Annotated in this window: 17 protein-coding genes, 3 tRNA genes, 3 rRNA genes and 2 pseudogenes; 14 read left to right on the plus strand and 11 right to left on the minus strand. The window is 42.7% G+C overall.

The features are described 5' to 3' along the window. Positions 1 to 120: 120 nt before the first annotated feature. The 4 genes from IAR63_RS06825 (at position 121) to trxA (ending at position 5,058) form a co-directional block, all read left to right on the plus strand. Entirely contained in the window at positions 121 to 1,515 is a 1,395-nt protein-coding gene (locus IAR63_RS06825) for a cation:proton antiporter (RefSeq protein ID WP_187707055.1), read from the plus strand. Positions 1,516 to 1,879: 364 nt separating this feature from the next. After that, positions 1,880 to 3,742: an N-acetylmuramoyl-L-alanine amidase gene (locus tag IAR63_RS06830; protein ID WP_187707056.1), complete on the plus strand. Its 1,863-nt coding sequence runs from the start codon at positions 1,880 to 1,882 to the stop codon at positions 3,740 to 3,742. A gap of 37 nt (positions 3,743 to 3,779) precedes the next feature. Then, positions 3,780 to 4,640 (plus strand): glutamate racemase, encoded by an 861-nt coding sequence (murI, locus tag IAR63_RS06835; protein WP_187707057.1) that lies wholly within the window; start codon positions 3,780 to 3,782, stop codon positions 4,638 to 4,640. Between the two features lie 100 nt (positions 4,641 to 4,740). Further along, entirely contained in the window at positions 4,741 to 5,058 is a 318-nt protein-coding gene (gene trxA / locus IAR63_RS06840; protein WP_187707058.1) for a thioredoxin, read from the plus strand. Positions 5,059 to 5,094: 36 nt separating this feature from the next. On the opposite strand, the gene prmA is transcribed toward trxA, so the two are convergent. Further along, positions 5,095 to 6,000, minus strand: a complete 906-nt coding sequence (gene prmA / locus IAR63_RS06845) for a 50S ribosomal protein L11 methyltransferase (protein WP_187707059.1) — start codon at positions 5,998 to 6,000, stop codon at positions 5,095 to 5,097. A 56-nt stretch (positions 6,001 to 6,056) separates the two neighbouring features. After that, positions 6,057 to 7,637 (minus strand): phosphoglycerate dehydrogenase, encoded by a 1,581-nt coding sequence (gene serA, locus IAR63_RS06850; protein WP_187707060.1) that lies wholly within the window; start codon positions 7,635 to 7,637, stop codon positions 6,057 to 6,059. Positions 7,638 to 7,795: 158 nt separating this feature from the next. On the opposite strand from serA, the gene IAR63_RS06855 reads away from it, so the two are divergent. Both IAR63_RS06855 and IAR63_RS06860 read left to right on the plus strand, forming a co-directional pair. Then, positions 7,796 to 8,458 carry a ComF family protein gene (locus IAR63_RS06855; protein ID WP_187707061.1) on the plus strand — a complete coding sequence of 221 codons (663 nt, stop codon included), beginning with the start codon at positions 7,796 to 7,798 and terminating at the stop codon, positions 8,456 to 8,458. Between the two features lie 34 nt (positions 8,459 to 8,492). Continuing rightward, positions 8,493 to 8,960 (plus strand): PPC domain-containing protein, encoded by a 468-nt coding sequence (locus IAR63_RS06860; protein WP_187707062.1) that lies wholly within the window; start codon positions 8,493 to 8,495, stop codon positions 8,958 to 8,960. Between the two features lie 380 nt (positions 8,961 to 9,340). Here the strand turns inward: IAR63_RS06860 and IAR63_RS06865 are convergent. Beyond that, a pseudogene (locus IAR63_RS06865) lies at positions 9,341 to 10,021 on the minus strand (transposase); the annotation flags it as partial. A 91-nt stretch (positions 10,022 to 10,112) separates the two neighbouring features. Here IAR63_RS06865 and IAR63_RS06870 point away from each other — a divergent pair. Further along, positions 10,113 to 10,463: pseudogene (locus IAR63_RS06870) on the plus strand (PPC domain-containing protein); the annotation flags it as partial. Between the two features lie 138 nt (positions 10,464 to 10,601). Then, positions 10,602 to 11,216 (plus strand): hypothetical protein, encoded by a 615-nt coding sequence (locus IAR63_RS06875; protein ID WP_187707063.1) that lies wholly within the window; start codon positions 10,602 to 10,604, stop codon positions 11,214 to 11,216. 355 nt (positions 11,217 to 11,571) lie between these two features. Here the strand turns inward: IAR63_RS06875 and rrf are convergent. The 5 genes from rrf to IAR63_RS06900 form a co-directional block, all read right to left on the minus strand. After that, positions 11,572 to 11,689: ribosomal RNA gene (gene rrf, locus IAR63_RS06880) — 5S ribosomal RNA — on the minus strand. Positions 11,690 to 11,766: 77 nt separating this feature from the next. Next, positions 11,767 to 14,587: ribosomal RNA gene (locus IAR63_RS06885) — 23S ribosomal RNA — on the minus strand. Positions 14,588 to 14,715: 128 nt separating this feature from the next. Beyond that, positions 14,716 to 14,788 (minus strand) — tRNA-Ala (locus IAR63_RS06890). A 7-nt stretch (positions 14,789 to 14,795) separates the two neighbouring features. Further along, positions 14,796 to 14,869, minus strand: a tRNA-Ile gene (locus tag IAR63_RS06895). Between the two features lie 119 nt (positions 14,870 to 14,988). After that, positions 14,989 to 16,476 (minus strand): 16S ribosomal RNA (locus tag IAR63_RS06900). Together the 16S, 23S and 5S rRNA genes with 2 tRNA genes alongside form the textbook arrangement of a ribosomal RNA operon. A gap of 407 nt (positions 16,477 to 16,883) precedes the next feature. Here IAR63_RS06900 and glyQ point away from each other — a divergent pair. The 5 genes from glyQ to IAR63_RS06925 all read left to right on the plus strand — a co-directional run bounded on the left by glyQ (position 16,884) and on the right by IAR63_RS06925 (position 23,098). Next, entirely contained in the window at positions 16,884 to 17,771 is an 888-nt protein-coding gene (gene glyQ, locus IAR63_RS06905; RefSeq protein WP_187707064.1) for a glycine--tRNA ligase subunit alpha, read from the plus strand. After that, positions 17,768 to 20,104: a ComEC/Rec2 family competence protein gene (locus IAR63_RS06910; protein WP_141303517.1), complete on the plus strand. Its 2,337-nt coding sequence runs from the start codon at positions 17,768 to 17,770 to the stop codon at positions 20,102 to 20,104. The genes glyQ and IAR63_RS06910 overlap by 4 nt, the downstream gene beginning before the upstream one ends. 256 nt (positions 20,105 to 20,360) lie before the next feature. After that, positions 20,361 to 20,445: transfer RNA gene (locus tag IAR63_RS06915), tRNA-Ser, on the plus strand. Between the two features lie 30 nt (positions 20,446 to 20,475). Next, positions 20,476 to 22,287, plus strand: a complete 1,812-nt coding sequence (gene proS, locus IAR63_RS06920) for a proline--tRNA ligase (protein ID WP_187707397.1) — start codon at positions 20,476 to 20,478, stop codon at positions 22,285 to 22,287. 199 nt (positions 22,288 to 22,486) lie between these two features. After that, positions 22,487 to 23,098: a GerMN domain-containing protein gene (locus IAR63_RS06925; protein ID WP_187707065.1), complete on the plus strand. Its 612-nt coding sequence runs from the start codon at positions 22,487 to 22,489 to the stop codon at positions 23,096 to 23,098. Between the two features lie 54 nt (positions 23,099 to 23,152). On the opposite strand, the gene accB is transcribed toward IAR63_RS06925, so the two are convergent. Next, positions 23,153 to 23,641 (minus strand): acetyl-CoA carboxylase biotin carboxyl carrier protein, encoded by a 489-nt coding sequence (gene accB, locus IAR63_RS06930; protein WP_187707066.1) that lies wholly within the window; start codon positions 23,639 to 23,641, stop codon positions 23,153 to 23,155. 270 nt (positions 23,642 to 23,911) lie between these two features. Then, complete coding sequence (gene efp, locus IAR63_RS06935; RefSeq protein ID WP_187707067.1) at positions 23,912 to 24,493, minus strand: elongation factor P; 582 nt, start codon at positions 24,491 to 24,493, stop codon at positions 23,912 to 23,914. A 163-nt stretch (positions 24,494 to 24,656) separates the two neighbouring features. On the opposite strand from efp, the gene IAR63_RS06940 reads away from it, so the two are divergent. Beyond that, positions 24,657 to 25,754 (plus strand): peptidylprolyl isomerase, encoded by a 1,098-nt coding sequence (locus IAR63_RS06940; RefSeq protein ID WP_187707068.1) that lies wholly within the window; start codon positions 24,657 to 24,659, stop codon positions 25,752 to 25,754. Between the two features lie 19 nt (positions 25,755 to 25,773). Here the strand turns inward: IAR63_RS06940 and IAR63_RS06945 are convergent, their stop codons facing one another. Continuing rightward, a complete protein-coding gene (locus tag IAR63_RS06945; RefSeq protein WP_187707069.1) occupies positions 25,774 to 26,853 on the minus strand; it encodes an AI-2E family transporter in 1,080 nt (359 codons plus the stop codon). Positions 26,854 to 26,867 lie beyond the last annotated feature (14 nt).

Below are 26,867 nucleotides of genomic sequence, written 5' to 3' on the forward strand. Positions count from 1 at the left end.
TTTCAGTTTATACTTGATATATACTGGAATATCGATCTGATTTGAAACCACAGATAAAAAATATAAAGAAAGTGATATAAAAAGGTAAGGACAAAAAACTCATAAACATTTATAAAACCAATGCCACTCATAAATACAGTTGATGTGACCATTTTCACCAAGTTTACTATTCCCCTGTTAGCCAGCTCTACCAATGAGTCGGTGGACAATACCATCGTGGTAGCAGCAGTTCTCCTCAGTTTAGTAGTTATTTACCTAGCTAGTAAGTTAGGGGGCGAACTGTCCAACAAATTAGGATTTCCACCGGTTCTGGGTGAATTAGTTGGAGGTGTGGTTGTTGGTACATCGGTTCTACACTTGCTAGTATTTCCAGAAGGTGGTACTGATAGCTCCAGTTCCTTGATTATGTCCTTCTTGCAAATTACCGCTGGGTTAACACCAGAAGCTACACCCGCAGTATTTGCTGCTCAATCAGAGGTGATTTCCGTTTTAGCAGAATTGGGTGTAATTATTCTTCTGTTTGAAATAGGGTTGGAGTCCAACTTAAAAGATTTGATGGAAGTTGGCATTCAAGCGTTTGTTGTCGCAGTGGTGGGAGTAGCTGTTCCCTTTGCAGCGGGTACTGCAGGGTTGATGATCATCTTTGGCATTGCTCCAGTACCTGCTATTTTTGCTGGTGCAGCTTTAACTGCTACTAGTATTGGTATTACCTCCAGAGTGCTTTCGGAAATTGGTAGGTTGAATTCCAAAGAAGGACAAATTATCCTTGGTGCAGCTGTCATAGATGATATCTTGGGCATTATCGTTTTGGCGGTGGTTGCTAGTTTAGCTAAAGATGGCGCAGTAGATCTGGGTAAAGTAATTTATTTAATAGCTAGCGCCACTGGATTTATTATTGGTGCCGTAATTTTAGGTAATATTTTTAACAAATCCTTCGTGGCGATCGCGGATATATTGAAGACCAGGGGGGGAGTGGTAATTCCCGCTTTTATTTTTGCGTTCATCATGTCCTACCTGGCGGACATCATTAACCTAGAAGCCATATTAGGAGCATTTGCAGCTGGATTAGTTTTAGAGGAAACAGAAAAGAGAAAGGAACTGCAAAAGCAAGTTATACCAATTGCGGACATGCTAGTGCCAATTTTCTTTGTAGCAGTGGGAGCGAAAACAGATTTAGTAGTGTTAAATCCAGCCATACCAACCAATAGAGAGGGATTGGTGATGGCTACTTTCCTGATTACAATAGCGATTATTGGTAAAGTAATTACAGGTTTAGCCGTTTTTGGTCAGCCAGGTATTAACCGTTTAGCCATTGGTGTAGGTATGATTCCCAGAGGTGAGGTAGGGTTAGTATTTGCGGGAGTTGGTGCAGCTAGTGGAGTGCTTTCCAAACCTTTAGGAGCAGCAATTATTATGATGGTAATTATCACTACCTTTTTAGCTCCTCCCCTGTTACGAGTTGTCTTTCCCCAAGGGGAATCTTCGGTTGGTTTAGATTCCACCTCAGAGGTATAGGGGAGAGGGGGAGATGGGGATCTCAATGCAGCAAAAAATCTAGAACGATGGTTTGAAGGAATTCAGATTCCGATTCGTTCGGATCAAACGGTAAGCTCTACCGAGATAGCTTGTGGAGTAGACAAACCTCTCAAGAATTATCTTGAGACTAGGATGAAACGGGAAGTAGGTAGTCCAGGTCTGTAAAGGTCTGAGTAGCTTTGGGGAGATCCTATAGAGCGGAAACTTATATTTGTATATTACCGTCCCGACATATAGCCTTAGCCAGGAGATGGTTATCTACAGACTTGGCAACTGCGACTTGGCAAAATTCTCAGATTGAGATATTGATTAAGTCTATAATGTTAAATATAGGAGAAGGGATTTGAGACTACACTACTTACTAACGGGAACAATTGGAACAGTTCTTTTACTGTCTTCACCTAGTTTGGCAGCTAAATTTGACTCTTGGCGGTTTGATGCTAACGAAAACAAGCTAGAAATTAGAACAACTAGCCCTGTCCAACCACAAGCCCAATTAGTTTTTAACCCTACGCGACTGGTGATTGATTTACCGAACACCAAATTTGGTCAACCCCAAGTTGCTCGACCCATAGGTGGTGGGATTCGTGCAGTTCGCATAGGACAGTTTGATCCCCAAACTACCCGTGTAGTAGTGGAATTCAATCCAGGTTATAGGGTTGACCCTCAAGCTATCAAGTTTACAACCGCCGCTGGTAGTCGCTGGATAGTACAACTACCAAAACTAGAGCGGGTATTCTCCAACACCCCACAGGATAACAACAATAGAGATGACAATTCCAATTATAATTTAGCAACTATAGATTCTCCCCAATCTCCACCAGAGTTTTCTTCAGCGGGAAAAACCCAAGTTGAAAAATTACAAACTACTGGGGATGGTTTCTTTATTCGCACTAGTGGTATTTCCCCCCAAGCTAGAATCAACCGCAGTGTTGACCGGACTACCATATTCATGAATATTGTGGGTGCGAGTTTGTCTCCACAATTAACAGCAAGAAGCATCTTGGTTAATCGCCATGGCGTTACTCGGGTTCAGCTGATCCAATTGCGAACTACACCCAGCACAGTGCAAGTTAGCTTGAAGGTTGATCCAAAAAGTCCCGATTGGGAAGTAAGCACTGTTGGTGATGGAGTGGTGATTTTACCAGTGAAGGGATTTGTTAACTCACGGGAGGGAGGTGAAACCCTAACCCCTAATTTTCCCGATGTTAATGACGTAGAAAATAATAATGAAACTGGGACTGACACCATTGAGTCGGTGCAGTTAAGCGACAATGGCACAGAGTTATTAATTAAAGGCGGTCAGAAATCATCTGTAACCACAGGTTGGGACAGAGGTTCCGCTATGTTTCGCATTAGTATTAATAATGCCAAATTAGCACCTCAAGCTCCCAGAGTCAATCTACCACCTAACAGTCCGGTATTGGGAGTACGTGTCCAGTCTGGGACATTAAACAATGTAATTATTCTAATACAACCAGCATCAGGAGTTCGCATTGGTCAACCTAATCGAACTAACAACGGCATGTTGTCCTTGCCAATCGAAAGGGTAAGATCGCCAATTGGCTTACCCCCCCTAGATCAGGGTGGAAGTAATCACTTACCAGATCCCAACGCCAAACCCGAAACCAATCCCCAACCTCGTCCTCGTCGCACTACCCCCAAGGGTAAATTGCTAGTCATGATTGATCCAGGACATGGTGGCAAAGATCCAGGAGCTATAGGGATTGCTGGAGTGCAGGAAAAAGATATTATTTTGCCCATTAGCCTAAGAATTGCTAAAATTCTGCAAGAAAATGGTGTAGAGACCGTATTGACCAGAGATGCTGACTACTTTGTCACCCTTCCTGGAAGGGTGGAAATGGCACAACGCACTGGAGCTGATATATTTGTTAGCATTCATGCTAACTCAGCAGGTCTTAATCGTCCTGAAGTCAGTGGATTAGAAACGTACTATTATAATAATGGTTTGGACTTAGCACAAACTGTTCACAACAAAATTTTACAAAGTGTCAATGTCAGGGATAGAAGAGTAAGGAAGGCAAGATTTTATGTCCTGAGAAAAAATTCTATCCCCTCGATTTTGGTAGAACTCGGTTATCTAACAGGAGAAGAGGATGTGGCTAATTTACAGAGGTCTACCTACCAAAATCAAATGGCCCAGGCCATTGCTCAGGGAATTCTCCAGTATTTAAAACAAAGATGAACTGGTATTCTATAGTAGTCCCTGAACCCATTTCCCTATGCACTCATATCCTGTTTTTGAAGGTAATTCCCAAGCATTTTCCATTCAGCAAATTCCCACCTCTCCCATTGGTGTGTTTGACAGTGGTGTAGGTGGGTTAACTATCCTGCGACAGGTTTATCAGCAACTACCCAATGAGTCGGTTATTTATTTTGGGGATACGGCCCATCTTCCCTATGGTGTCCGCTCCCAAAAGGAAATCTTAGCATATGTCAGGGAAATACTCAGTTGGATGGAACAACAAGGGGTGAAAATGGTGATTATGGCCTGTAACACCAGTTCCGCTCTCACTCTGGAAACGGTTCGTTTGGAATATAAATTCCCCATTTTGGGGATGATTTCGCCTGCTGCTAAGTTTGCTGTAAATGTAGGTAAACGCATTGGTGTGATTGCTACACCTGCTACAGCTAAAAGCAATGCCTATCGTCAGACAATAATGGAAGTTAAAGCTGATGTTCAGGTATGGCAAGTAAGTTGTCCCGAATTTGTTCCCTTAATCGAACAAAATCGCCTTGATGACCCCTACACTCTTGCAGTTGCTAAATCCTATCTGGAACCTTTATTGGCACAGGAAATAGACACTTTAATCTATGGATGTACTCATTATCCTTTACTTGAACCTATAATAAAGACTCTCATACCAAATCACATTCATCTGGTAGATCCTGCAGTTCATGTGGTTAGGGTCTGTCAGCGAGAGTTAGAAATACTAAACATCAAAAATCATCTCTTACCTATGCCCACTCGTTTTGTCGTTAGTGGGTCTCCTCAACAGTTTTCCCAATCGGGAACGCCATGGTTAGGTTATACTCCCTTGGTGGAGCAGGTGCAGTTTTCTGTTCCCTACTCTCTCCGTTAGAACATATTCTGATAGAACCTCTAACTAGGACGGATTTGGTTGATTTTTGTTGGTTGCCAACTACTATTGAGAAAGCAGTAACTGTTAGGTGTGTACCGTTATGACAACTAAAAAAAAATTTAATAGCTTTGAAGAAATGTTATCCGGTTCCGATGTACCCGTGCTGGTGGATTTTTACGCCGAATGGTGTGGTCCGTGTCAAATGATGGCTCCCATCTTGGAAAAGGTTAATACTCATTTCCAAGGTCAGCTAAGGGTTGTGAAAATCGATACTGAGAAATATTCTCAACTAGCTACCCAATATCGCATAGAAGCACTACCAACTCTCATCTTGTTTAAAAATGGTCAGCCAGTCCGTAAAATTGAGGGTGTAGTACAAGCACCTCAATTAATTGAACGTTTAAAAACTTTGATTTGATAGTTAAGGGATAATTGGGGGACTTAGGTCCTCTAATTATCTTCTAGCGTTTAAACAACACCATTCTTGACGCTGCCAAACTTGATCTACCACCCAACTGTTTTTTTCCAATGTGGTAATTACGGATGGAGACTGCTCTACTAAAATACCACTAAATATCCCCCAGGAACCGGATTTGACCAGGTCTGTCATTTGTGGAATTAACTCAATAATTACGTCAGCTAAGATGTTGCAAACTATGCCATCGAGGGGTTCAGTGAGGATTTCTGTTAGGGTATGTACACTACCTAGGGCACAGGTTAATTTTTCTGGATTGAGATGATTCAAAATACAATTACTATTGGTCGATTCTACTGCTAAAGGGTCATTATCTACCCCATAGACTTTTTTGGCGCCTAGTAGGAGTGCGCCTATGCCCAAAATACCTGAACCACAGCCAATATCTGCAATTACTTGGGGAGCAGTAATACTAGTATTACTGCTGTTTTGAGTTAAATATTTTTCTAAAGATTCCAGACACAATTGGGTGGTGGCGTGATTTCCCGTACCGAAAGCTACTCCCGGGTCAAGACGGATAACCAATTTAGATGTGGATGGGGGTATGGGTAGCCATGCAGGATTAATCAAAAACAGATTACCTATTTCCTGAGGGTGCCAATATTGCTTCCAACTGGTAGACCAGTCCTCTTCATTAATTTGATGCCAATTTAATTCGGGAGTAGGTAACCCAATGGCTGTTGAGTCTTCATGTAATAATGTTGATAAGTTAGTGAGATCTGATAATTGTGCCTGTAAGGTGGAGAGATAAGCTCTAATTAATAGAAACCTATCCTTTTTTTCCACAGCAACGCCCCGACAACCGAAGGTTTCCAACCGCCAAAAGATAGAATCTTCCAGGTCAGGTGTACATAAAATTTGGATTTCCCACCAGGTATTTGTCATTATGTTTTGGTTATTAGTAGTGTTCATATTCAATCCCCCACTTCCCCAACCCAAACCTATAGGGTTACTGTATAAGCATCCCGAATTCCAGAAACTTGTTTAATTTCTTCCAGAATACCATCTGGTAATGGGTCATCAATACTCAAAGCCATAACCGCATCACCTCGCACAATTTTTCTCCCCACTTGCATGCTGGCAATGTTGACATTGAAACTCCCCAATAAGGAACCCAATTTGCCAATAATTCCTGGCATGTCTCGGTGCAGGGTAAATAGCATATATTTGCTCGGTGGTACGTTAATGGGGAACCCATCTACATCTGTGAGGTGTATTTCCTTCTCTCCTAATAAAGCACCAGTGACAGAATGAGTTCCTAAGGTACCTGTAGCTTCTAAATGCAATGAACCGGCATAATCTCTGGCTGAAGCATCCCTAGTCTCAATGACTCGAATACCTCTTTCTTTGGCTTCTATGGTTGCATTAACATAGTTAACCCGTTCCCTTAATGCTTGATATAGTAGTCCTTTTAAGGCTGCTACTACTAAGGGTTGACTTTTGTTAGTAGCCAGATCTCCTTGGAGTTTAACATTCAGTGTTTCTATTCTTCCACCTGCTAATTGTCCTACCAGGTTACCTAGGGTTTCTGCTAACTGCATATAGGGTTTGAGCTCTTCTATAATGTCAGGCCCTAATCCGGGAATGTTTACCGCTGAGCGAGCTGGTAGTCCTAATAATACATCCCTAATTTGCTCCGCCACATCTATGGAGACATTCACCTGGGCTTCCGTAGTAGATGCACCTAAATGAGGCGTAAGAATTATTTCTTTGCCCAGGGATCTTAGGGGGGAATCTCCCAGGGGTTCAGACTGGAATACGTCTAGTGCAGCACCGGCGATTTTACCGTTTTTAATGGCATCCGCTAGGGCCAGCTCATCAATTATACCACCCCTAGCACAATTAATGATGCGGGTGGTGGGTTTCATTTTCCCTAGGGTTTTAGCATTAATTAAGTTGGTTGTTTCCGGTGTTTTGGGAATATGTAGGGTGATATAGTCCGCTTGTTGAAAAAGTAGGTCTAGATCTACTAGCTGACAACCGATTTGTTCGGCCCTTTCGGTGGAAATAAAAGGATCGTAGGCTAATAATTTCATGCCCATGGCTTTGGCCACATGGGCTACATGGGAACCTATTTTTCCTAATCCAACAACACCTAGGGTCTTTTTGTATATTTCTGCACCAACAAAGGTTTTTCTATCCCATTCTCCCTTTTTCAGGGAGGCATTAGCATCAGGAATATGACGAGATAAGGATAACATCATTGCCAGGGTATGTTCTGCTGCTGCAATGGTATTTCCTTCAGGGGAATTAACTACTACAATGCCTTTTCGAGTGGCAGTTGGCACATCTACATTATCCACACCTACACCAGCACGACCAATAATTTTTAATTGGGTACCAGCTTCGATAATTTCTTCTGTAACGCGGGTTCCCGAACGAATCATGAGTGCGTCATATTCACCAATTATTGCTACTAATTCGGCTGGTTTTAAGCCTGTTTTGACATCAACTGTAGCTACTTGAGAGAGAATATCAATACCAGCTTGATCAATTGGATCGGAAACAAGAACCTTAGACATAACTACGTAAACTAATGATGGCTAACAATTATAGGTTTCACCTGACCATTTGGTAAAGTGAGGGTTGAAAACATTTTATTTCAATTATAGAAAACGCTAGAAATTCTTGTGAAGTGGGAATAATTGTGTTACATTGGGGATGCAGTCTGTGATGGCTAATGACTATGCTGAAAGGTCTACTAAATCTCTTTTTGCAGAATAACTGTCCTCTTTGCCAACGTAATACACCAAACTTATTTTGTCCATACTGTAATCAACAATTGCAAAAAAGTTGTTTACACGACCCTAATTGCTCATCCCCCATACCTCTTTTTGCTTGGGGTAGCTACGGGGGAATATTAAAAAGGGCTATTATGATGATGAAATATGAAAACCGCCCAGAAATCGCGCTCTTTTTGGGCCAGCTCCTAGGAGGATCATGGTTGTTAAATTCTAGCTGTAAATATCAAGCTCCTGTAATTGTACCCATACCATTACACCCGGATAAAATGAAGATACGAGGTTTTAATCAATCTGAGCTTATTGCCAGAGGTTTTTGTGATGTGACAGGGCTCAGGTTAAAATCCCATGGACTAATTAGAATTAAACATACACAACCACAATTTGAAATATCAGCTGATAACAGGCAAAAGAACTTAATGGGTGCTTTTGATTTGGGCAAGGATCTTGTTAATCACTATCCTAATAAACCCATATTGCTGGTTGATGATATTTACACTACAGGAGCAACCGCTAATTCTGCTATACATACCCTCGATGGTTACGGAATAAATGTCATTGGTTGCGCTACTGTAGCTAAAGCTATTAAGCATAATCCATAGAATATATAATTTATTCATAACCTATTAACAAACTATGAACAGCTACTGTATGCCCTTTCTCAAAAAGGTACTTATTCTGCCCATAACTGTTTTATCAATAATTATTTACTCTCATCAGGCGATCGCCCAGAGTGGAAATAGGGATAATATATATAATCCCATTCTATTAAAGCTAGAAGGGGAGATTACAGATAAATTGACTCTAAAGGACATTCCCACGGGTCAAGGGGGATTTGCGCGTGATTATCAAGTCAACCTGAATAAGGGAGATAACCTAGTGATTGATGCGTCTTCGGAAAATTTCGATACAATTATCACACTTTTAGGTCCCAATGGTTTGACGGTAGGGGAAAATGATGATGGTCCAGATGGCACCAGTAATTCTCTGTTATTTGTCCGCATCACTGAAGCTGGGAAGTATATTATTAGAGTGAGGTCTTTTGGAGAAACTGGAGTTGGTAGCTTTAAACTCAAGGTGACAAAATTGTTGCCAGTTAAGTAAGTATTTATAAGGTAAATGTTTTTAAAAACAAGCGATCGCTGGAAGCAAAATCAAACCGCCCACTCCATAATATAATGAATTCACGTACACCATAATTAACAGTGTGGTTCTACATTAAATTGACGGTAAATGTTTTTAAAAACGAGCGATCGCTGTTTTGTAAGTAAAATCAAACCGCCCATCCTATAATACAATGAATTCACATACACCATAATTAACGGTGGGGTTTTGCATTAAGGTAAATGTTTTTAAAAACAGGCGATCGCAATTTTGAAGGCACAATACAATGAATTCACGTACACCATAATTAACGGTGGGGTTTTACATTAAGGTAAATGTTTTTAAAAATAGGCGATCGCCCAAACTGGAAATAGGGATAATATATCACAAAAGTTAACTACCCTGTAAGCAGAAGCATGACTCGCCGAACCGATTTTTACTAATCCAGTTTCTACTTCAAATTCTAGTTTACAATTATTCTTAATTCGTACCACAAAGTATTTGTCTTTTTGTACTAACTCCCGTATAAAATTTAGTCCTGCAAAACCTCTATCCATTACCCCAACTGCATCTTGAGGTAAATTAGACATCATTGATGAGCCAAATTTGTAATCATGATTATGTCCAAAATTTATCAAATTATCTTCTGGACTTCCCGTAGAAAGATTCAAGGAGCTAAACAATTTTACTTGATGATAACCTAAAACCCATAACAACTTACTTGTTAAAGTAATTATTGTTGAATCGATTGGACAAATTGCGTATTTATCATGTAGCTTTTTATAAGCTTTTTTTTGTACCAATTTATTCAATTGATGATAAATATTTTGGAATATCTCTTGATTCCTGTGTTTGTTAGCTTTGGAAAATGTCGAAATTCTTACATCAATACCTGTATGGTTTAATCTTGTAAATAAGTCCCGCATACTTGTTAAACTATTATCCAAGGCATAAGCCAACCAACACTCAACATAAAGACGGCTGTTCAAAACTGGATAATCATTTTTTGGTAAAGGTCTGAGGATATCCTTGACAATCTTGGGGAATGAATTTATGATCATTATCAAATCAATATTTTGATATGGGTTGCCCAAATTTTAATATATTTTGGGCAATTTTTATCACAACTTTCTTAACATTCAACACTTCTGATATAATCCCATTCTATTAAAGCTAGAAGGGGAGATTACAGATAAATTGACTCTAAAGGACATTCCCACGGGTCAAGGGGGATTTGCGCGTGATTATCAAGTCAACCTGAACAAGGGAGATAACCTAGTGATTGATGCGTCTTCGGAAAATTTCGATACAATTATCACACTTTTAGGTCCCAATGGTTTGACTGTAGGGGAAAATGATGATGGTCCAGATCGCACCAGTAATTCCCTGTTATTTGTCCGCATCACTGAAGCTGGGAAGTATATTATTAGAGTGAGGTCTTTTGGAGAAACTGGAGTTGGTGGCTTTAAACTCAAGGTGACAAAATTGTTGCCAGTTAAATAAATACTTATATCAAACCCCCCACCCTAGAATACATTGGAAAATTTGTATTGTTAAGTTATGTTACACTTGACGATTACCAGGAACTATACTATATTAATGTCGTAATCGTCCACGTGCGCTAGATAAGGTGTGATCCTAATGTTCAAAATCAAAGATTCTACCCCCCCCATAATTGCTAAAACCCTTGTTGTAGCTGGATTTGCAGCTTCGGTGTTGTTAAGTGCTGCCCCGGCAAAAGCCATTACGCTCCTTAATTTCCCTTTCCAGTTTCAGGATGTGACTGGTGGTACTAACGGGCTCGTCAAAGGAACATTAATCGGTTTACAGGAGGGTAATAACCCTGGTTCTGGTATTACAGCACAGGTTACAAGTAGTCCTAATAATCAAGGACTCGGTATTTACAACTTTCATTATGCTGCTAGCAATGCTTTTACCGTTACAGGTGGTATTATCACTTATGCTAATGCCAGTTTTAGCCAAGATGGTAACTATTTAAATTTAGGAACATATGGTAATGATGGATACTCGAACAGGCTTCAATTTTTCCGAGACGATTCCAACTCTACCACATCATTTACTGCAGATGGACTACCACTACATGTTACTCCTGTTCCTTTTGAATCAGATTCTGGAGCAGTATTAGCAGCATTAGGTATTTGTTTTGGTGCTAGTAAACTGTGGAAAAAACATTTAGCGAAAAAACGCATGGTAGGGAATGCCGTCATTGAGTCTTTAACTCACAACAATGTATAAAACCAAACCGCTTGCGAAGCATTTCCTAATTGACGGTAAATGTTTTTAAAAATAGGTGATCGCAGTTTTGAAAGTAAAACCGAACCGCCCATCCTATAATACAATGAATTCACGTATCCCATAATTAACAGTGGGGTTCCACATTAAGGTAAATGTTTTTAAAAACGGGCGATCGCAGTTTTGTAAGTAAAATCAAACCGCCCATCCTATAATACAATGAATTCACATACACCATAATTAACGGTGGGGTTTTGCATTAAGGTAAATGTTTTTAAAAATAGGCGATCGCTGTTTTGTAAGTAAAATCAAACCGCTCACCCCATAATACATGGAATGAGCGGTTATATAATAATAAACCTGGCATCGAGCTATTTTGACATAGGGCAACCCCCATACTATCGTCGCCGCAACAGCGTTTCACCTCTGAGTTCGGGAAGGGATCAGTGTGGTTCCACCGCACCATAGACACCAGGAAAACTTGTCGATTTCAAAGTTTCCACTTCAAAACCCTGAAGACTGCATATATTTTGATAAGAATGAATTACCTTTCGAGGTCAAGCCCTCGGTCTGTTAGGACTTCTCTGCTACATACATTACTGTACTTCCACATAAAGCCTATCAACGGGTCTTCTCCCCGTGACCTTACCTACTCTCGTAGTGAGAACACTCATCTTAAGGTGGGCTTCCCACTTAGATGCTTTCAGCGGTTATCCTCTCCGAACTTGGCTACCCAGCGTCTACTCCTGGCGGAATAACTGGTACACCAGCGGTTCGTTCCTCCCGGTCCTCTCGTACTAAGGAGGACTCCTCTCAATGTTCTTTCGCCTGCACCGGATATGGACCGAACTGTCTCACGACGTTCTGAACCCAGCTCACGTACCGCTTTAATGGGCGAACAGCCCAACCCTTGGGACGTACTTCCGCCCCAGGTTGCGATGAGCCGACATCGAGGTGCCAAACCTCCCCGTCGATGTGGACTCTTGGGGGAGATCAGCCTGTTATCCCTAGAGTAACTTTTATCCGTTGAGCGACGGCCATTCCATGCTGCGCCGTCGGATCACTAAGGCCGACTTTCGTCCCTGCTCGACTTGTTGGTCTTGCAGTCAAGCTCTCTTTTTGCCTTTACACTCGTCGCACGGTTTCCAAGCGTGCTGAGAGAACCTTTGCGCGCCTCCGTTACCTTTTAGGAGGCGACCGCCCCAGTCAAACTGCCCACCTGAAACTTTCCTCTCACCGGCTTACGGTGATGAGTTAGAATTCTAGCTTCGCCAGAGTGGTATCTCACCGTTAGCTCCCTTCCCCCCTCAAGGAGAAGTTCTTCGCTTCCCACCTATCCTGCGCAAGCCAAGCCCGAACACAATTCCAGGCTACAGTAAAGCTTCATAGGGTCTTTCTGTCCAGGTGCAGGTAGTCCGTATCTTCACAGACATTCCTATTTCGCCGAGTCTCTCTCTGAGACACCATCCAGATCGTTACGCCTTTCGTGCGGGTCGGAACTTACCCGACAAGGAATTTCGCTACCTTAGGACCGTTATAGTTACGGCCGCCGTTCACCGGGGCTTCGGTCGTCAGCTTCATGTTTCCACTGACCAACTTCCTTAACCTTCCGGCACTGGGCAGGCGTCAGCCCCCATACGTCCTCTTTCGAGTTGGCGGAGACCTGTGTTTTTGGTAAACAGTCGCCTGGATCTCTTCACTGCGACCTGCTTTTCAGCAGGCACCCCTTCTTCCTAAGTTACGGGGCCATTTTGCCGAGTTCCTTAGAGAGAGTTATCTCGCGCCCCTTGGTATTCTCAACCTCCCTACCTGTGTCGGTTTCGGGTACGGGTACTATATGTTCATCACAACCCTAGCTTTTCTTGGCACTTTCCTTCACCACTCGACCGTCGTAACGGTCTTCCCAATCCATTCAGGGCGTGGCTATCTTTCATGCGTCCCTAGTTCTGCTCCCATATTGTAGTCCGGGATTGTTGACCCGGTCTCCATCGACTACGCCTTTCGACCTCGCCTTAGGTCCCGACTAACCCAGAGTGGACGAACCTGCCTCTGGAACCCTTAGGGTTTCGGGGCATTGGATTCTCACCAATGTTTGCGCTACTCAAGCCGACATTCTCACTTCCGTCTCGTCCACAGCTGCTTGCCGCTACTGCTTCTCACTACTACGGAACGCTCCCCTACCGATTATTTCTAATCCCACAGCTTCGGTACATCACTTAGCCCCTTTCATTTTCGGCGCAGGATCGCTTGACTAGTGAGCTATTACGCACTCTTTCAAGGGTGGCTGCTTCTAGGCAAACCTCCTAGTTGTCTTTGCAACCCCACCTCCTTTTTCACTTAGTGATGATTTGGGGACCTTAGCTGGTGGTCTGGGCTGTTTCCCTCTTGACGATGAAGCTTATCCCCCACCGTCTCACTGGCAATGTGTTCCTTGGGTATTCTTAGTTTGCCTCGATTTGGTACCGGTCTCCCAGCCCGCACCGAAACAGTGCTTTACCCCCCAATTTTTTCATTACCGCTGCGCCTCAACACATTTCGGGGAGAACCAGCTAGCTCCTGGTTCGATTGGCATTTCACCCCTAACCACCGCTCATCCGCCGATTTTTCAACATCGGTCGGTTCGGACCTCCACTTGGTTTTACCCAAGCTTCATCCTGGCCATGGTTAGATCACCAGGGTTCGGGTCTATAAATACTGATTATCGCCCTTTTCAGACTCGGTTTCCCTTTGGCTCCAGCATTCCCGCTTTAACCTACCAGTACCTATAAGTCGCCGGCTCATTCTTCAACAGGCACGCGGTCATCCGTTTAATCGGACTCCCACTGCTTGTAAGCTCACGGTTTCATGTTCTTTTTCACTCCCCTCCCGGGGTTCTTTTCACCTTTCCCTCGCGGTACTTGTTCTCTATCGGTCACACAGTAGTATTTAGCCTTACGAGATGGTCCTCGCTGATTCATACGGGATTCCTCGTGCCCCGTACTACTCGGGATTCAGCTTCTATCCTTTGACTTTCGACTACAGGACTTTCACCCCCTCTGGTGCAGTATTTAGCTGCTTCGTCTAGTCTCTGGATTCGATGTTGCTGTCCCACTACCCCAAGAGGTATACCCCTTGGTTTAGGCTCTTCCCCTTTCGCTCACCACTACTCGGGGAATCTCTTTTGATTTCTTTTCCTCTGGCTACTAAGATGTTTCAATTCGCCAGGTTCGCTCTTTCCTGTCTATATATTCAACAGGCAGTGTTCAGGGTTGCCCCATTCGGATATTTCCGGCTCTCTGTTTGCTTCCAACTCCCCGGAACTTTTCGCAGGTAACCACGTCCTTCTTCGCCTCTGTGTGCCTAGGTATCCACCATGAGCCCTTATTAGCTTGACCACTTGGTTCTTCACTTGCTTCTATCTTTCGATTTCGGCTCTCTTATCTATCTATATGCAGTTTTCAAGGTTCTGGCTGGTTTCCACCAGCAGTCTAGGTCTTTCCTAGTTGCTAGTTTCTTCCTAATGTGGAGGTTAGCGGACTCGAACCGCTGACATCCTGCTTGCAAAGCAGGCGCTCTACCAGCTGAGCTAAACCCCCATTCAGGTGGGCCATCCTGGACTCGAACCAGGGACCTCACCCTTATCAGGGGTGCGCTCTAACCACCTGAGCTAATAGCCCTCTCGCGAACCAAATATTAGTTTGAAAGACTTCACAATCTTACGTCATCGACCTAGAGTAGACCATTTGATTCTCTATTCGCCTGCGGCTTTCGATTCCTCAATGGGTAGGTCTCCCTAAAAGGAGGTGATCCAGCCACACCTTCCGGTACGGCTACCTTGTTACGACTTCACCCCAGTCACCAGTCCTACCTTAGGCATCCCCCTCCTTTCGGTTGGGGTAATGACTTCGGGCGTGACCAACTTCCATGGTGTGACGGGCGGTGTGTACAAGGCCCGGGAACGAATTCACTGCAGTATGCTGACCTGCAATTACTAGCGATTCCTCCTTCACGAAGGCGAGTTGCAGCCTTCGATCTGAACTGAGCTACGGTTTCTGGATTCGCTTGCCATCCCTGGCTTGCTGCCCTCTGTCCGTAGCATTGTAGTACGTGTGTAGCCCAAGACGTAAGGGGCATGCTGACTTGACGTCATCCTCACCTTCCTCCGGTTTGTCACCGGCAGTCTCTCTAGAGTGCCCAACTTAATGCTGGCAACTAAAAACGAGGGTTGCGCTCGTTGCGGGACTTAACCCAACATCTCACGACACGAGCTGACGACAGCCATGCACCACCTGTCTCTGCGCTCCCTAAGGCACTCCCGGCTTTCACCGGAATTCGCAGGATGTCAAGTCTTGGTAAGGTTCTTCGCGTTGCATCGAATTAAACCACATACTCCACCGCTTGTGCGGGCCCCCGTCAATTCCTTTGAGTTTCACACTTGCGTGCGTACTCCCCAGGCGGGATACTTAACGCGTTAGCTCCGGCACGGCTCGGGTCGATACAAGCCACGCCTAGTATCCATCGTTTACGGCTAGGACTACTGGGGTATCTAATCCCATTCGCTCCCCTAGCTTTCGTCCCTCAGTGTCAGTTATGGTCTAGCAAAACGCTTTCGCCACCGGTGTTCTTCCTGATATCTACGCATTTCACCGCTACACCAGGAATTCCTTTTGCCCCTACCACACTCTAGTTCTGTAGTTTCCACCGCTTTTATTTGGTTAAGCCAAACTCTTTAACAGCAGACTTTCAGTTCCACCTGCAGACCCTTTACGCCCAATCATTCCGGATAACGCTTGCATCCTCCGTATTACCGCGGCTGCTGGCACGGAGTTAGCCGATGCTTATTCCTCAAGTACCGTCACTTTCTTCTTCCTTGAGAAAAGAGGTTTACGACCCAAGAGCCTTCCTCCCTCACGCGGTATTGCTCCGTCAGGCTTTCGCCCATTGCGGAAAATTCCCCACTGCTGCCTCCCGTAGGAGTCTGGGCCGTGTCTCAGTCCCAGTGTGGCTGATCATCCTCTCAGACCAGCTACTGATCGACGCCTTGGTGGTCCCTTACACCACCAACTAGCTAATCAGACGCGAGCTCATCTCCAGGCGATAAATCTTTCACCTCTCGGCACATCCGGTATTAGCAGTCGTTTCCAACTGTTATCCCCGACCTGGAGCCAGATTCTCACGCGTTACTCACCCGTCCGCCACTAGATGCCTAAGCATCCCGTTCGACTTGCATGTGTTAAGCATACCGCCAGCGTTCATCCTGAGCCAGGATCAAACTCTCCGTTTTGTTAAGTTTGTTTTTAGCTCTTTCTTTGACTGATTACCTCAGTCTGGTATTATTTTCTTGACTAGTAGATTGCTTTATACTGTCTTTCAAACTATATTATTTTCAAGGTTCGGGTGTACCTAGGAGCCGCTTTTTCTTGCGTCTCTCTCAGCCACTTATTCAATATATCGAACCTCTCTGGGAATGTCAACTACTTTTTTCACTTTTTTTGATTTTTTTTGGAAAAAAGTTTTTTGGCAAAATTTTAGGGGCTGAAACCTCCCTATAATACCGTCTTTGGGCAATAATGGTTTGGCAGTCGCCACCAAAACCACTAAAAGATAGTCACATTTTAGTTGCATTTATGGGTTTATAGGTGCTAAGACTCCTTTTGTCAAGCTAAAAAAAATCTAGGCGTGGAGGTTACAGTGAATTTTCAGTCAGTAATAGCAGCTCTACATCAATTTTGGGGACAGCGTGGTTGTTTAATTGCCCAACCCTATGACATGGAAAAAGGTGCGGGAACTAAAAACCCCCATACCTTTTTAAGGGCTTTAGGTCCTGAACCCTGGTCAGTAGCTTATGTTGAACCCTGTCGTCGTCCTACCGATGGGCGCTATGGTGAAAACCCTAATCGGTTTCAACACTATTATCAGTATCAAGTTTTAATTAAACCTTCACCGGATAATATCCAAGAGATTTATCTTGATTCTTTAAGGGTTTTGGGTATTCTTCCAGAAGACCACGATATTCGGTTTGTGGAGGACAATTGGGAGGATGCAACAGTTGGTGCGTGGGGCACCGGTTGGGAAGTTTGGTTGGATGGTATGGAAATTACCCAGTTTACCTATTTCCAACAATGTGGGGGGATTGATTGTCGTCCGGTTTCCATTGAGATTACTTATGGACTGGAAAGGTTGGCAATGTACCTCCAACAAGTGGAAGCTATCACCAAAATTCATTGGACAGACCACATCACCTATGGTGATGTTCATCTTCAAGGTGAGATTGAACAGTGTGTCTATAACTTTGAGGCCTCCAATCCCGAAATGTTGCTCAATCTCTTTCACATATATGAGCAGGAAGCATCTCAGCTTGCAGAAAAGAGTTTGGTTTTACCTACGTTGGATTATATTATCAAATGCTCCCACACTTTTAATTTGCTTGATGCTAGGGGGGTGATTTCTGTAACAGAACGAACTCGATATATTGCCCGAATTCGCCACCTAGCCAGGAAAGTAGCCCATTTATATGTGGAGCAACGCCAAAAACTGGGGTTCCCCCTGCTCAAAAATAATGGAGGTAGGGAAGGTTGATTATTTGTCTTGCTTATATTTTGGGTCTACTACTCAGTATTTTTCCCTGGGGGGGATTTTTTATTTTAGGATTTGGTGTGCTGGCGGCAATTTCTTTTCCCAGAGTTTTCCTGGCTGTGAGGAGGTTTTTTCCCTATCACATCAAATCTATTACTCAAGGGCAAAAAGGGGTAAACGCCCCCCTAACTCTACCTCATCCGCGAGTATGGTTAATAGCTGGCTTAGTCGGTTTAATAGCCAGCTTTTATTGTCAATTTCGCACTCCTCAACCGGGATCTCAAGACGTTAGTTCATTTATCTCCAGTGAAAATAATACTAATCAGGCCCAGTTGGTGGTTATTCGAGGTGAAGTTGTCAATACCCCCCGGTTGACTCGTAGTCAGCGAGGACAATTTTGGTTCCAGGCCAAACAACTGGATGAGGTAAAAAACGATCGCGGTCCTGCTGGTTTACCCAGGGTAGTAACTGGTAAATTATATGTGACAGTACCTATACTGCAAGCTACGGGTTTATATCCTGGTCAACAAGTCACTGTTACCGGAATGTTATATAAACCTAAACCAGCTGATAACCCTGGGGGTTTTGATTTTCAAAAATACCTCCGTCAAGAGGGTAGTTTTGCTGGTTTGATTGGTAAACAGGTTAATCTGATTGATGAGCATATCCCTTGGGGATGGTGGCAAATTCGCCAACAAATTGTCCGTTCCCAGATCCGTCTTTTGGGTGTACCTGAAGGTCCTTTAGTCAGTGCTATGGTTCTGGGTAATAAAGCAGTGGACTTACCCTATAATATTCGAGATTTATTTGTTAATGTGGGTTTGGCCCATGCTCTAGCTGCTTCTGGTTTTCAAACTTCTCTTATTCTGGCAGTGGTTTTACAGTTAACCAAGTCCGCCAATAAAAAAGTGCAAGTTTTTTGTGGAGCTTTGGGGTTGATAATTTTTCTGGGTTTGGCTGGGTTACAACCATCTATCCTGCGAGCAGTAATTATGGGATTTGCTGCTTTGATTGGTTTGGCTTTAGACAGAAAGGTTCAACAATTGGGATCTTTGCTCTTAGCAGCTACACTTTTACTATTATTTAACCCGGTGTGGATTTGGGATTTAGGTTTTCAATTGAGCTTTTTATCTACTTTGGGTTTGATGGTTACTGCAACCCCTATTACTCAACGATTGGATTGGTTACCTCCCCTATTGGCTACTTTGATTTCCGTTCCCCTTGCAGCTACAATTTGGACTCTTCCCTTACTCCTACATATTTTTAGCACTGTGGCTATTTACAGTGTACCCCTCAATATTATTGCCACCCCTCTGATTTCTATTCTTAGTCTTGGGGGAATGATTAGTGGGTTGCTAAGTTTACCCCTGTCAGATTTAGGTAGCTATGTGGCAAGTTTCTTATATTATCCTGCCCATATTTTAATTAAAATGGCACAATTTTTTGATAATTTGCCAGGAAATTCCCTAAATATTGGTAGTATATCAATTTGGCAAATGTTGATTATCTATGGCTTAATTGTTACTACCTGTTTAGTACCTTGGTGGCAAAAAAGATGGTGGTTCGCTGGTTTGATTGCTACCATTTTGGCAGTTATTCCTATTTGGTACTACACCGGCAATTTATTAAAAATAACCCTCCTGGCAACCAATAGTGAGCCTGTTTTGGTAATTCAAGATCGGGGCCAAGTTACTCTCATTAATAGTGGTGATCCTGGCACGGGACGTTTTACTATTTTACCTTTTCTTCGCCAGCAGGGAATTAATCACATTGATTGGGCAATATCTACTAATTTTTCTGGAGATGCAAATAATGCCTGGTCTGAAGTTATTGATAATTTACACATTAAAAACTTCTTGGATTATACCTCCCCCCAAAATAATCCGGTAACTACCCAGGTACTTCGAGAACTGTTACGACAAAAACAGACTAACTATCAACCTTTATCATCGGGTCAATCGGTTAACACAGGTTCAGTGATGGCAAATTTCAATAATGATAGACTACCAATTCTCCAATTACAAGTTTTTGGACAAAATTGGTTACTAATTGGCAGTGTTAAGTCTCAACAAATTGCCCAACTGGCACAAGATGGCAACCTGTTATCTCCTCAAGTGGTATGGTCCCCATCAGAGTCTTTGGAAGATTTAACAACTGCTTTAAAACCACAAGTAGCGATCGCACCTACCAATAAGGTTAATAAAAATAGTTCAGATCAAATACTACAAGGGACGAAACTTTTTTTTACAGGTAGAGATGGAGCCATTCAGTGGGATCCCCAACAAAATTTTCAGGCTTTCATCCAAGTGTCAGAAAACGAGTCTTCCAATTTATAGTCTTTACCCAACATCTGCCCAACATCTGTTAATTATCATCATATTTGTTGGGTTTTGCTCCTTAACCTAAACTACAAAATTGCAATACGGGGAGATATAAACAATTAATTATTATCATATTTGTTGGGTTTCGTATTAAACTCAACCTACAAAATTGGGCCACTAACCCCTTGACAAAAATAACAGGATAGTTTACCATCACAATCGGAGTTAATATTGAATAGTTAACTTAGTAAGTCTTAGTAGGTTAATATGGGGAGAGGTGGCAGAGTGGTTGAATGCGGCACACTCGAAATGTGTTTTGGGGCAACTCAACGGGGGTTCGAATCCCCCCCTCTCCGTTTTAAAAGGCTCCATAAAAAGGAAAAATGATGCGCTTATCACAGAAGTTATTTGTTACGCTTAGGGATGACCCAGCGGATGCAGAAATTCCCAGTCATAAATTATTGTTGCGTGCAGGTTATATCCGTCGTATTGGTAGTGGAGTCTATGCCTATTTGCCGTTAATGTGGCGAGTTTTACAAAAAATCTCCCAGATAGTTAGGGAAGAAATGAACGCCACGGGTGCGGAAGAATGTTTACTACCACAACTACAACCAGCTGAGTTATGGAAGGAGTCAGGAAGGTGGGATACTTACACCAAGGCGGAAGGAATTATGTTCTCCTTAATTGATAGAAGGGAACAACAGCTAGGTCTTGGTCCTACCCATGAAGAAGTGATTACCACTATCGGTCGCGACATGATTCGTTCCTATCGCCAACTACCGGTGCATTTATATCAAATTCAAACTAAATTCCGGGATGAAATTCGTCCCCGATTTGGTTTGATGCGGGGTAGGGAATTCATCATGAAGGATGGTTATTCTTTCCATACTGACGAGGAAAGTTTAAAGAAAACCTACCAGGATATGTATAAAGCCTACAGTAATATGTTACGGCGTTGTGGTTTGGCTTTTAGAGCAGTAGAAGCCGACTCCGGTGCAATTGGTGGTTCTGGGTCAACAGAATTCATGGTTCTAGCGGATGCTGGGGAAGATGAAGTCCTCTATACCCAGGATGGTAAGTATGCAGCAAATGTGGAAAAGGCAGTTTCCTTACCTGCTGACGCGGAACCATCCAATTTCAAAACCTGTGAAAAAGTACCAACAGCAGGTACAGAAACAATCGAAAAACTCTGTGATTACTTGAAATGTTCCCCTACCCAGGTAGTGAAAAATGTTTTATATCAAACTGTTTATGATCAGGGGTTAACAGTTTTAGTGTTGGTGAATATTCGGGGAGACCAGGAAATTAACGAAGTCAAATTACAAAACGAACTGACCAAATTAGCTCCCCAATTTCATGCCAAAACGGTAATTAGTCTAACAGTGCCTAATCAGGAAGCGATCGCCAGTTGGGCAACCAAGAGCTTACCCTTGGGTTACATTGCCCCTGATTTGAGTGATGATTATATTGCTACCCGTGAACAGCTACACCCAAAATTTATCCGTCTGATTGATCAAACAGCGGTAGAATTAAAGCAATTTGTGACAGGAGCAAATGAATCCGGATTTCACCTGGTTGGGTCTAACTGGCAAGAGCAGTTTAAACTACCCGAACTAGTAGTAGATATTCGGAAAGCAAAACCAGGTGATCGCTCGGTGCATGATCCCAGTCAAACCTTAGAAACAGCCAGGGGTATAGAAGCGGGTCATATTTTCCAACTAGGAACAAAATATTCCCTAGCCATGGGTGCAACTTATACCAACGAACAAGGAGAAGAAAAGCCCTTAGTCATGGGTTGTTATGGTGTAGGTGTATCCAGACTGGCCCAGTCAGCAGTTGAACAATCTTATGATGGGGATGGGATAATTTGGCCGGTGGCGATCGCTCCTTATCATGCCATTATTAGCATTCCCAATATAAAAGATACCCAGCAGGTAGAGATTGCCGAAAAAATCTATACAGAGCTGAACAAAGTCGGTATAGAGACCCTATTGGATGACCGAAACGAAAGAGCAGGGGTAAAATTCAAAGATGCAGACCTAATTGGTATTCCCTACAGAATAGTTACTGGTCGTTCCATCACCCATGGTAAGGTAGAAGTAGTCACAAGAGCAACTCGTGAATCTCAGGAAATTGCCATTGAGGACCTAGTAGACACACTAGAAAGCTGGATTAGTCAAAGAGATGTAACAACCTAAATTACTTCACATTAACCCCTAATTAGGGAGGCAAAATATATTTGTAGGCGTTGGGTTTCATACCTCAACCCAACCTACGTTCATCTTATATTTAATTCCACCCACCCACTTACATGTTGCAGATGAAAAATATCAACCTAAAATTAGAGATGAGTCTGGTAATAAACCATTTGAGTTTTATGTCAAGCAGGTTTTATATATGAACGACCAACCAAGAACAAATCGTAATATTTCTTCAGGTGTAATAGCTGCTGTTTCAGCCACAGTAGTAGCAGTAAGCGGTGGTGTTGCGTGGTTGAGTTCTCAAACACCCAACACTCCCATACAAGCTAACCCCAACCAAAGTATAGAAAAACAACAGCCATTAACAAGCCAAACAGGTCAAGAACAAACGGCTAATATATATTGGCTAAAACCAACAGCAAAAAGTTTTCAGTTAGTTGCTCAACCCGTAAAAATTGCCAGTGACCAACCAGGTCAAGCATTAGAAAGTGCTTTAAACACATTGTTAGAGGGTCCAAAAGAAACAAAAGACTCAACAACTATTCCCCGGGGTACAAAATTGCTGAGTCTGAAAATAGAGAACAATGAAATTCATGTAAACCTGTCAGAAAATTTTACTGGTGGAGGTGGTAGCGCTTCCATGGTAGGTCGGGTGGGTCAGGTTGTCTACACTGCTACAACCCTAGATCCCAATGCTAAAGTTTACCTAGAAATTAACGGTAAACCCTTAGAAGTATTGGGTGGTGAAGGAGTAGAAATAGAACAACCACTAACCCGTAAAACCTTCCAGGAAAACTATCCTCTTTAGGGGGTAAGCACCAAACAAAAGGTGGTGAAACTTTCCCGAATTAGAAAAATCCCACTAATCAGGATTAATTCGCATTAAAGGTTGACCATATTCTACGGGTTGACCATTTTGCACCAGAATTTCCATCACCTGTCCAGAGACCTCAGCTTCAATTTCATTCATTAATTTCATGGCCTCAATAATGCAGACGGACTGACCTACCCGAACCCGGTCTCCCACCTCCACAAAAGGTGCTTCACCGGGAGCAGGAGCGCGATAAAAAGTTCCCACCATAGGAGACTGGACCTCCATAAATTTAGAAGCAGCTGCATTAGCTAGGGGTGACTGTGCCCCGGTAGAACTATCTCGGTGACTAGCTGACTCTGGTAGCTGAACCGGTGCGGTTTGAGTCACCGTTGGTACAACCGGTGCTGATACAGGGAAATTATTTCCCCCTTTAGAGACTCTCAGCTCAAAATCATCACTTTTGAGTGACACCTCAGTAATATCAGTTTGTGCAATAGTAGCTAACAATTGGCGGATTTCATTAAAATCTAATGGCACAGTATTTTTTACCTCGACCTAACCGTAAATTTCTTTTTTTTCATCCATCACAATCACCAGATAAATTGGTATTAATTATGACGCTAAACAATTATTCGCCAGTCAATACTAGACAACAGGAAATAATCAAAACACTTAAATAATTGTAGACGTTAATAGTAAGTGCTAACATTTATTAACGTATATTGTTGATAATTAGGGCTTGCTGAATATTACCGACAAATTTTGTTAATCTTGCCCATTTTAGGAGGTAATATTCACCAACAAGGCCTATTCTCGCCCTAGGTATTTATCTTCTCTGGTGTCTATCTTGATCCGCTCACCTGTCGTAATAAACAAAGGAACCATGACAGTTGCACCAGTTTCCAATTTTGCTGGCTTAGTGCCCCCGGTAGCGGTATCACCCTTGACACCTGGGTCAGTTTCCAACACCTCCAGAACTACGGAATTAGGGAGTTCAACTTCTAGAACCTGTTTTATAGTCTGTTTTTCCTCCTGTTTTACCCAAAAGGTGACATTAACCTCCATACCTTCTTTCAGGTACTTGACACGATCACCAATTTGGGTGGCATTCAATCTATCTTCCTCGTAGGTTTCCATATCCATCAAGACAAATTCATTACCTTCTTTATAAGTATATTGCATGGTAATTTTTTCTAAATTTGCTTGGGGTACAGTTTCCCCAGCGCGGAAAGTTTTTTCCACCACGTTACCATTTTGGACATTTTTTAATTTAGTTCTAACAAAGGCGGAACCCTTACCAGGTTTAACGTGAAGAAATTCAACTACTCGCCACACGGATTGGTCTAACACGATAGAAACGCCGGTTCGAAAATCATTACTGGAGATCATGAAACTTACAAATATTAGAAGACAATCGGGATTTATTGTAACCGTAAATTAGGACCTGGTGAAAAAGAAGGATGGGGTAAAGACACAGGAAGAGATTGAACCTCAATAGAGCCCCAATATGGGAAGATGGATAGTTGGTTACTTCCTGCATTTGAGAAACTCCATGTTTAAGTTTATCAGGTCTGGGCTAATATATAGCCTAAAAGTCATACTGATGGGAATGATATTTTTAGGAACCAGCACCACCGGGTGGACTTCCTACGCAGCTTTACCATCGGGGAATGCTATTACAGATGGTAGGGCTTTGTTGAGATATGCACTTCCCATAGATAATCAACCAGTACGCAAACTGCAGGCCAGTTTAGAGGATATTTCCAATCAACTACGTGCTAATAAGCGATGGGGTGCGATTTCCAGAGATCTTAGTCAAGCATTACGGATTCTTGACAGACCCTCCCAAATCTTAACCAGCATTCCCCCAGAACGCCAACCCCAAGCTGAATCTTGGATTGAGGAGTTAAAATCTGGCATAGTACAACTGCAAGAAGTAGTAAAAACCAGACAAAAAGAGGCCATTTTGGAGGGGAGAGCCAAGTTACTCAATCTTGTGAGTTTATTAGAAGAATCCATGGTTAAGGGGTTTCCCTTTGAAGTTCCTGCTGAATTTAGTAACCTACCTCAACTCAAAGGTCGTGCTACTATTGCCATAAAAACAAACAAGGGAGATCTAACCGTAGTAGTAGATGGTTACAGTGCGCCAGTGACAGCTGGTAATTTTGTAGATCTAGTACAAAGAGGCTTTTATAACGGATTAAAATTCACCCGTTCCGAAGAGTCCTATGTTTTACAAACGGGAGATCCGGAAGGTAAAGAAGTTGGTTTTATTGATCCTGTAATGGGCAAATATCGAGCTATTCCCCTAGAGATTTTAGCCGAAGGGGATAAACAACCAACTTATGGTATTACCTTGGAAGATGCGGGACGTTATTTAGATATGCCAGTATTACCATTTTCTTCCTTTGGAGCATTAGCAATGGCGCGTCCTGAGGGTGATCCGGATGGTGGTTCTTCCCAAATTTTCTTCTTTTTATTTGAACCGGAATTAACCCCAGCAGGGCGTAATCTTTTGGATGGACGCTATGCTGTATTTGGTTATCTGGTGGAAGGTAAAGAGATTTTGGATAAGCTAAAAGCAGGTGATATAATCGAGTCAGCTCAAGTTATTCAAGGAATTGAAAATTTAGTTGAGCCACCAGCATAAGAGGAAAGAGGGGAGTTGACTACTCCCCTTGGGAATCATCATCAGTAAGAATTACTAAGTCAACTTCATCATGACCATGGTGTTCCCAGCAATCTAATACGTCCTTAACCAATACTTCCTGAATCCAAATTTTTGCCACCACAGTCAGGGGTAATGCTAGAAATAAACCTAGAAATCCAAAAAAGGTGAGAAAAAACAACTGGGAGATTAGGGTAACAGCTGGTAATAGAGAAACCTGGTGTGCCATCACCATAGGAGTAATAAAATTGCTTTCAAGCTGTTGGATAAAAAAGTAAAGAATTAGGACAAAAATTGGTTTCCAAGGAGAATCTAAAAGAGCGATCGCCATAGCTGGAACCACACTCATAGTGGGGCCCAAATTAGGAATTAAATTCATCAATCCTGCCAAAACACCTAAAGCTAAAGCTGCTTTGACACCTAAAATTGACAGACCAATTAGGCTCATCAATCCCACCACACAAACAGCGATAAAAGCTCCTGTCAGCCATCTTTCTAGCGAATCCTCACACTGATTCAAGATTCCCTCTACTCGTCGTCGATAAAAGGAGGGAAAGAGTCTAACAAATAACTTTTGATAAGCTGCAGGATTAGTTAGGAACATTACCGTTAAAACTAAAACCAATAAAATATTGAGAACAAGCACTAAAGAACCAGAAACAAAAGCAAAAGAATTGCCTAAAACTCGATTAATTAAGGGTTGAGCTTCCGCGATCAAACGATTAAGATCGGGAATGACAGGTTCCAACTCCTGGGGGATATGACTTCTTTGTTCATCTATCCAGGTATTAACCCGTTCAAAACCTTGGGGTACTCGTAAAGTCAGTTCTTGGAATTGGTGAACAAAGGGTGGCACAATCACCCAAAAAAAAGCAACTATACCCACCAAAAAAACCATCACAGATAAAAAGACAGCCATTGGACGTTTAATTCCCAGATTTTGACAGGTTCTGGCCAATCTATTTAAGGTCGTAGCTAAAACCACAGCAGCAAATATCAATAGTAATACTTCACGTAGTTGCCATAATATGTACAGAGATACAACTAAAGCAATCAAACCAATCCATTGACCAAGTTTCACGGATACACTCCCCA

It is taken from the genome of Cylindrospermopsis curvispora GIHE-G1 (assembly GCF_014489415.1).
Taxonomy (GTDB): Bacteria; Cyanobacteriota; Cyanobacteriia; order Cyanobacteriales; family Nostocaceae; genus Raphidiopsis; species Raphidiopsis curvispora_A.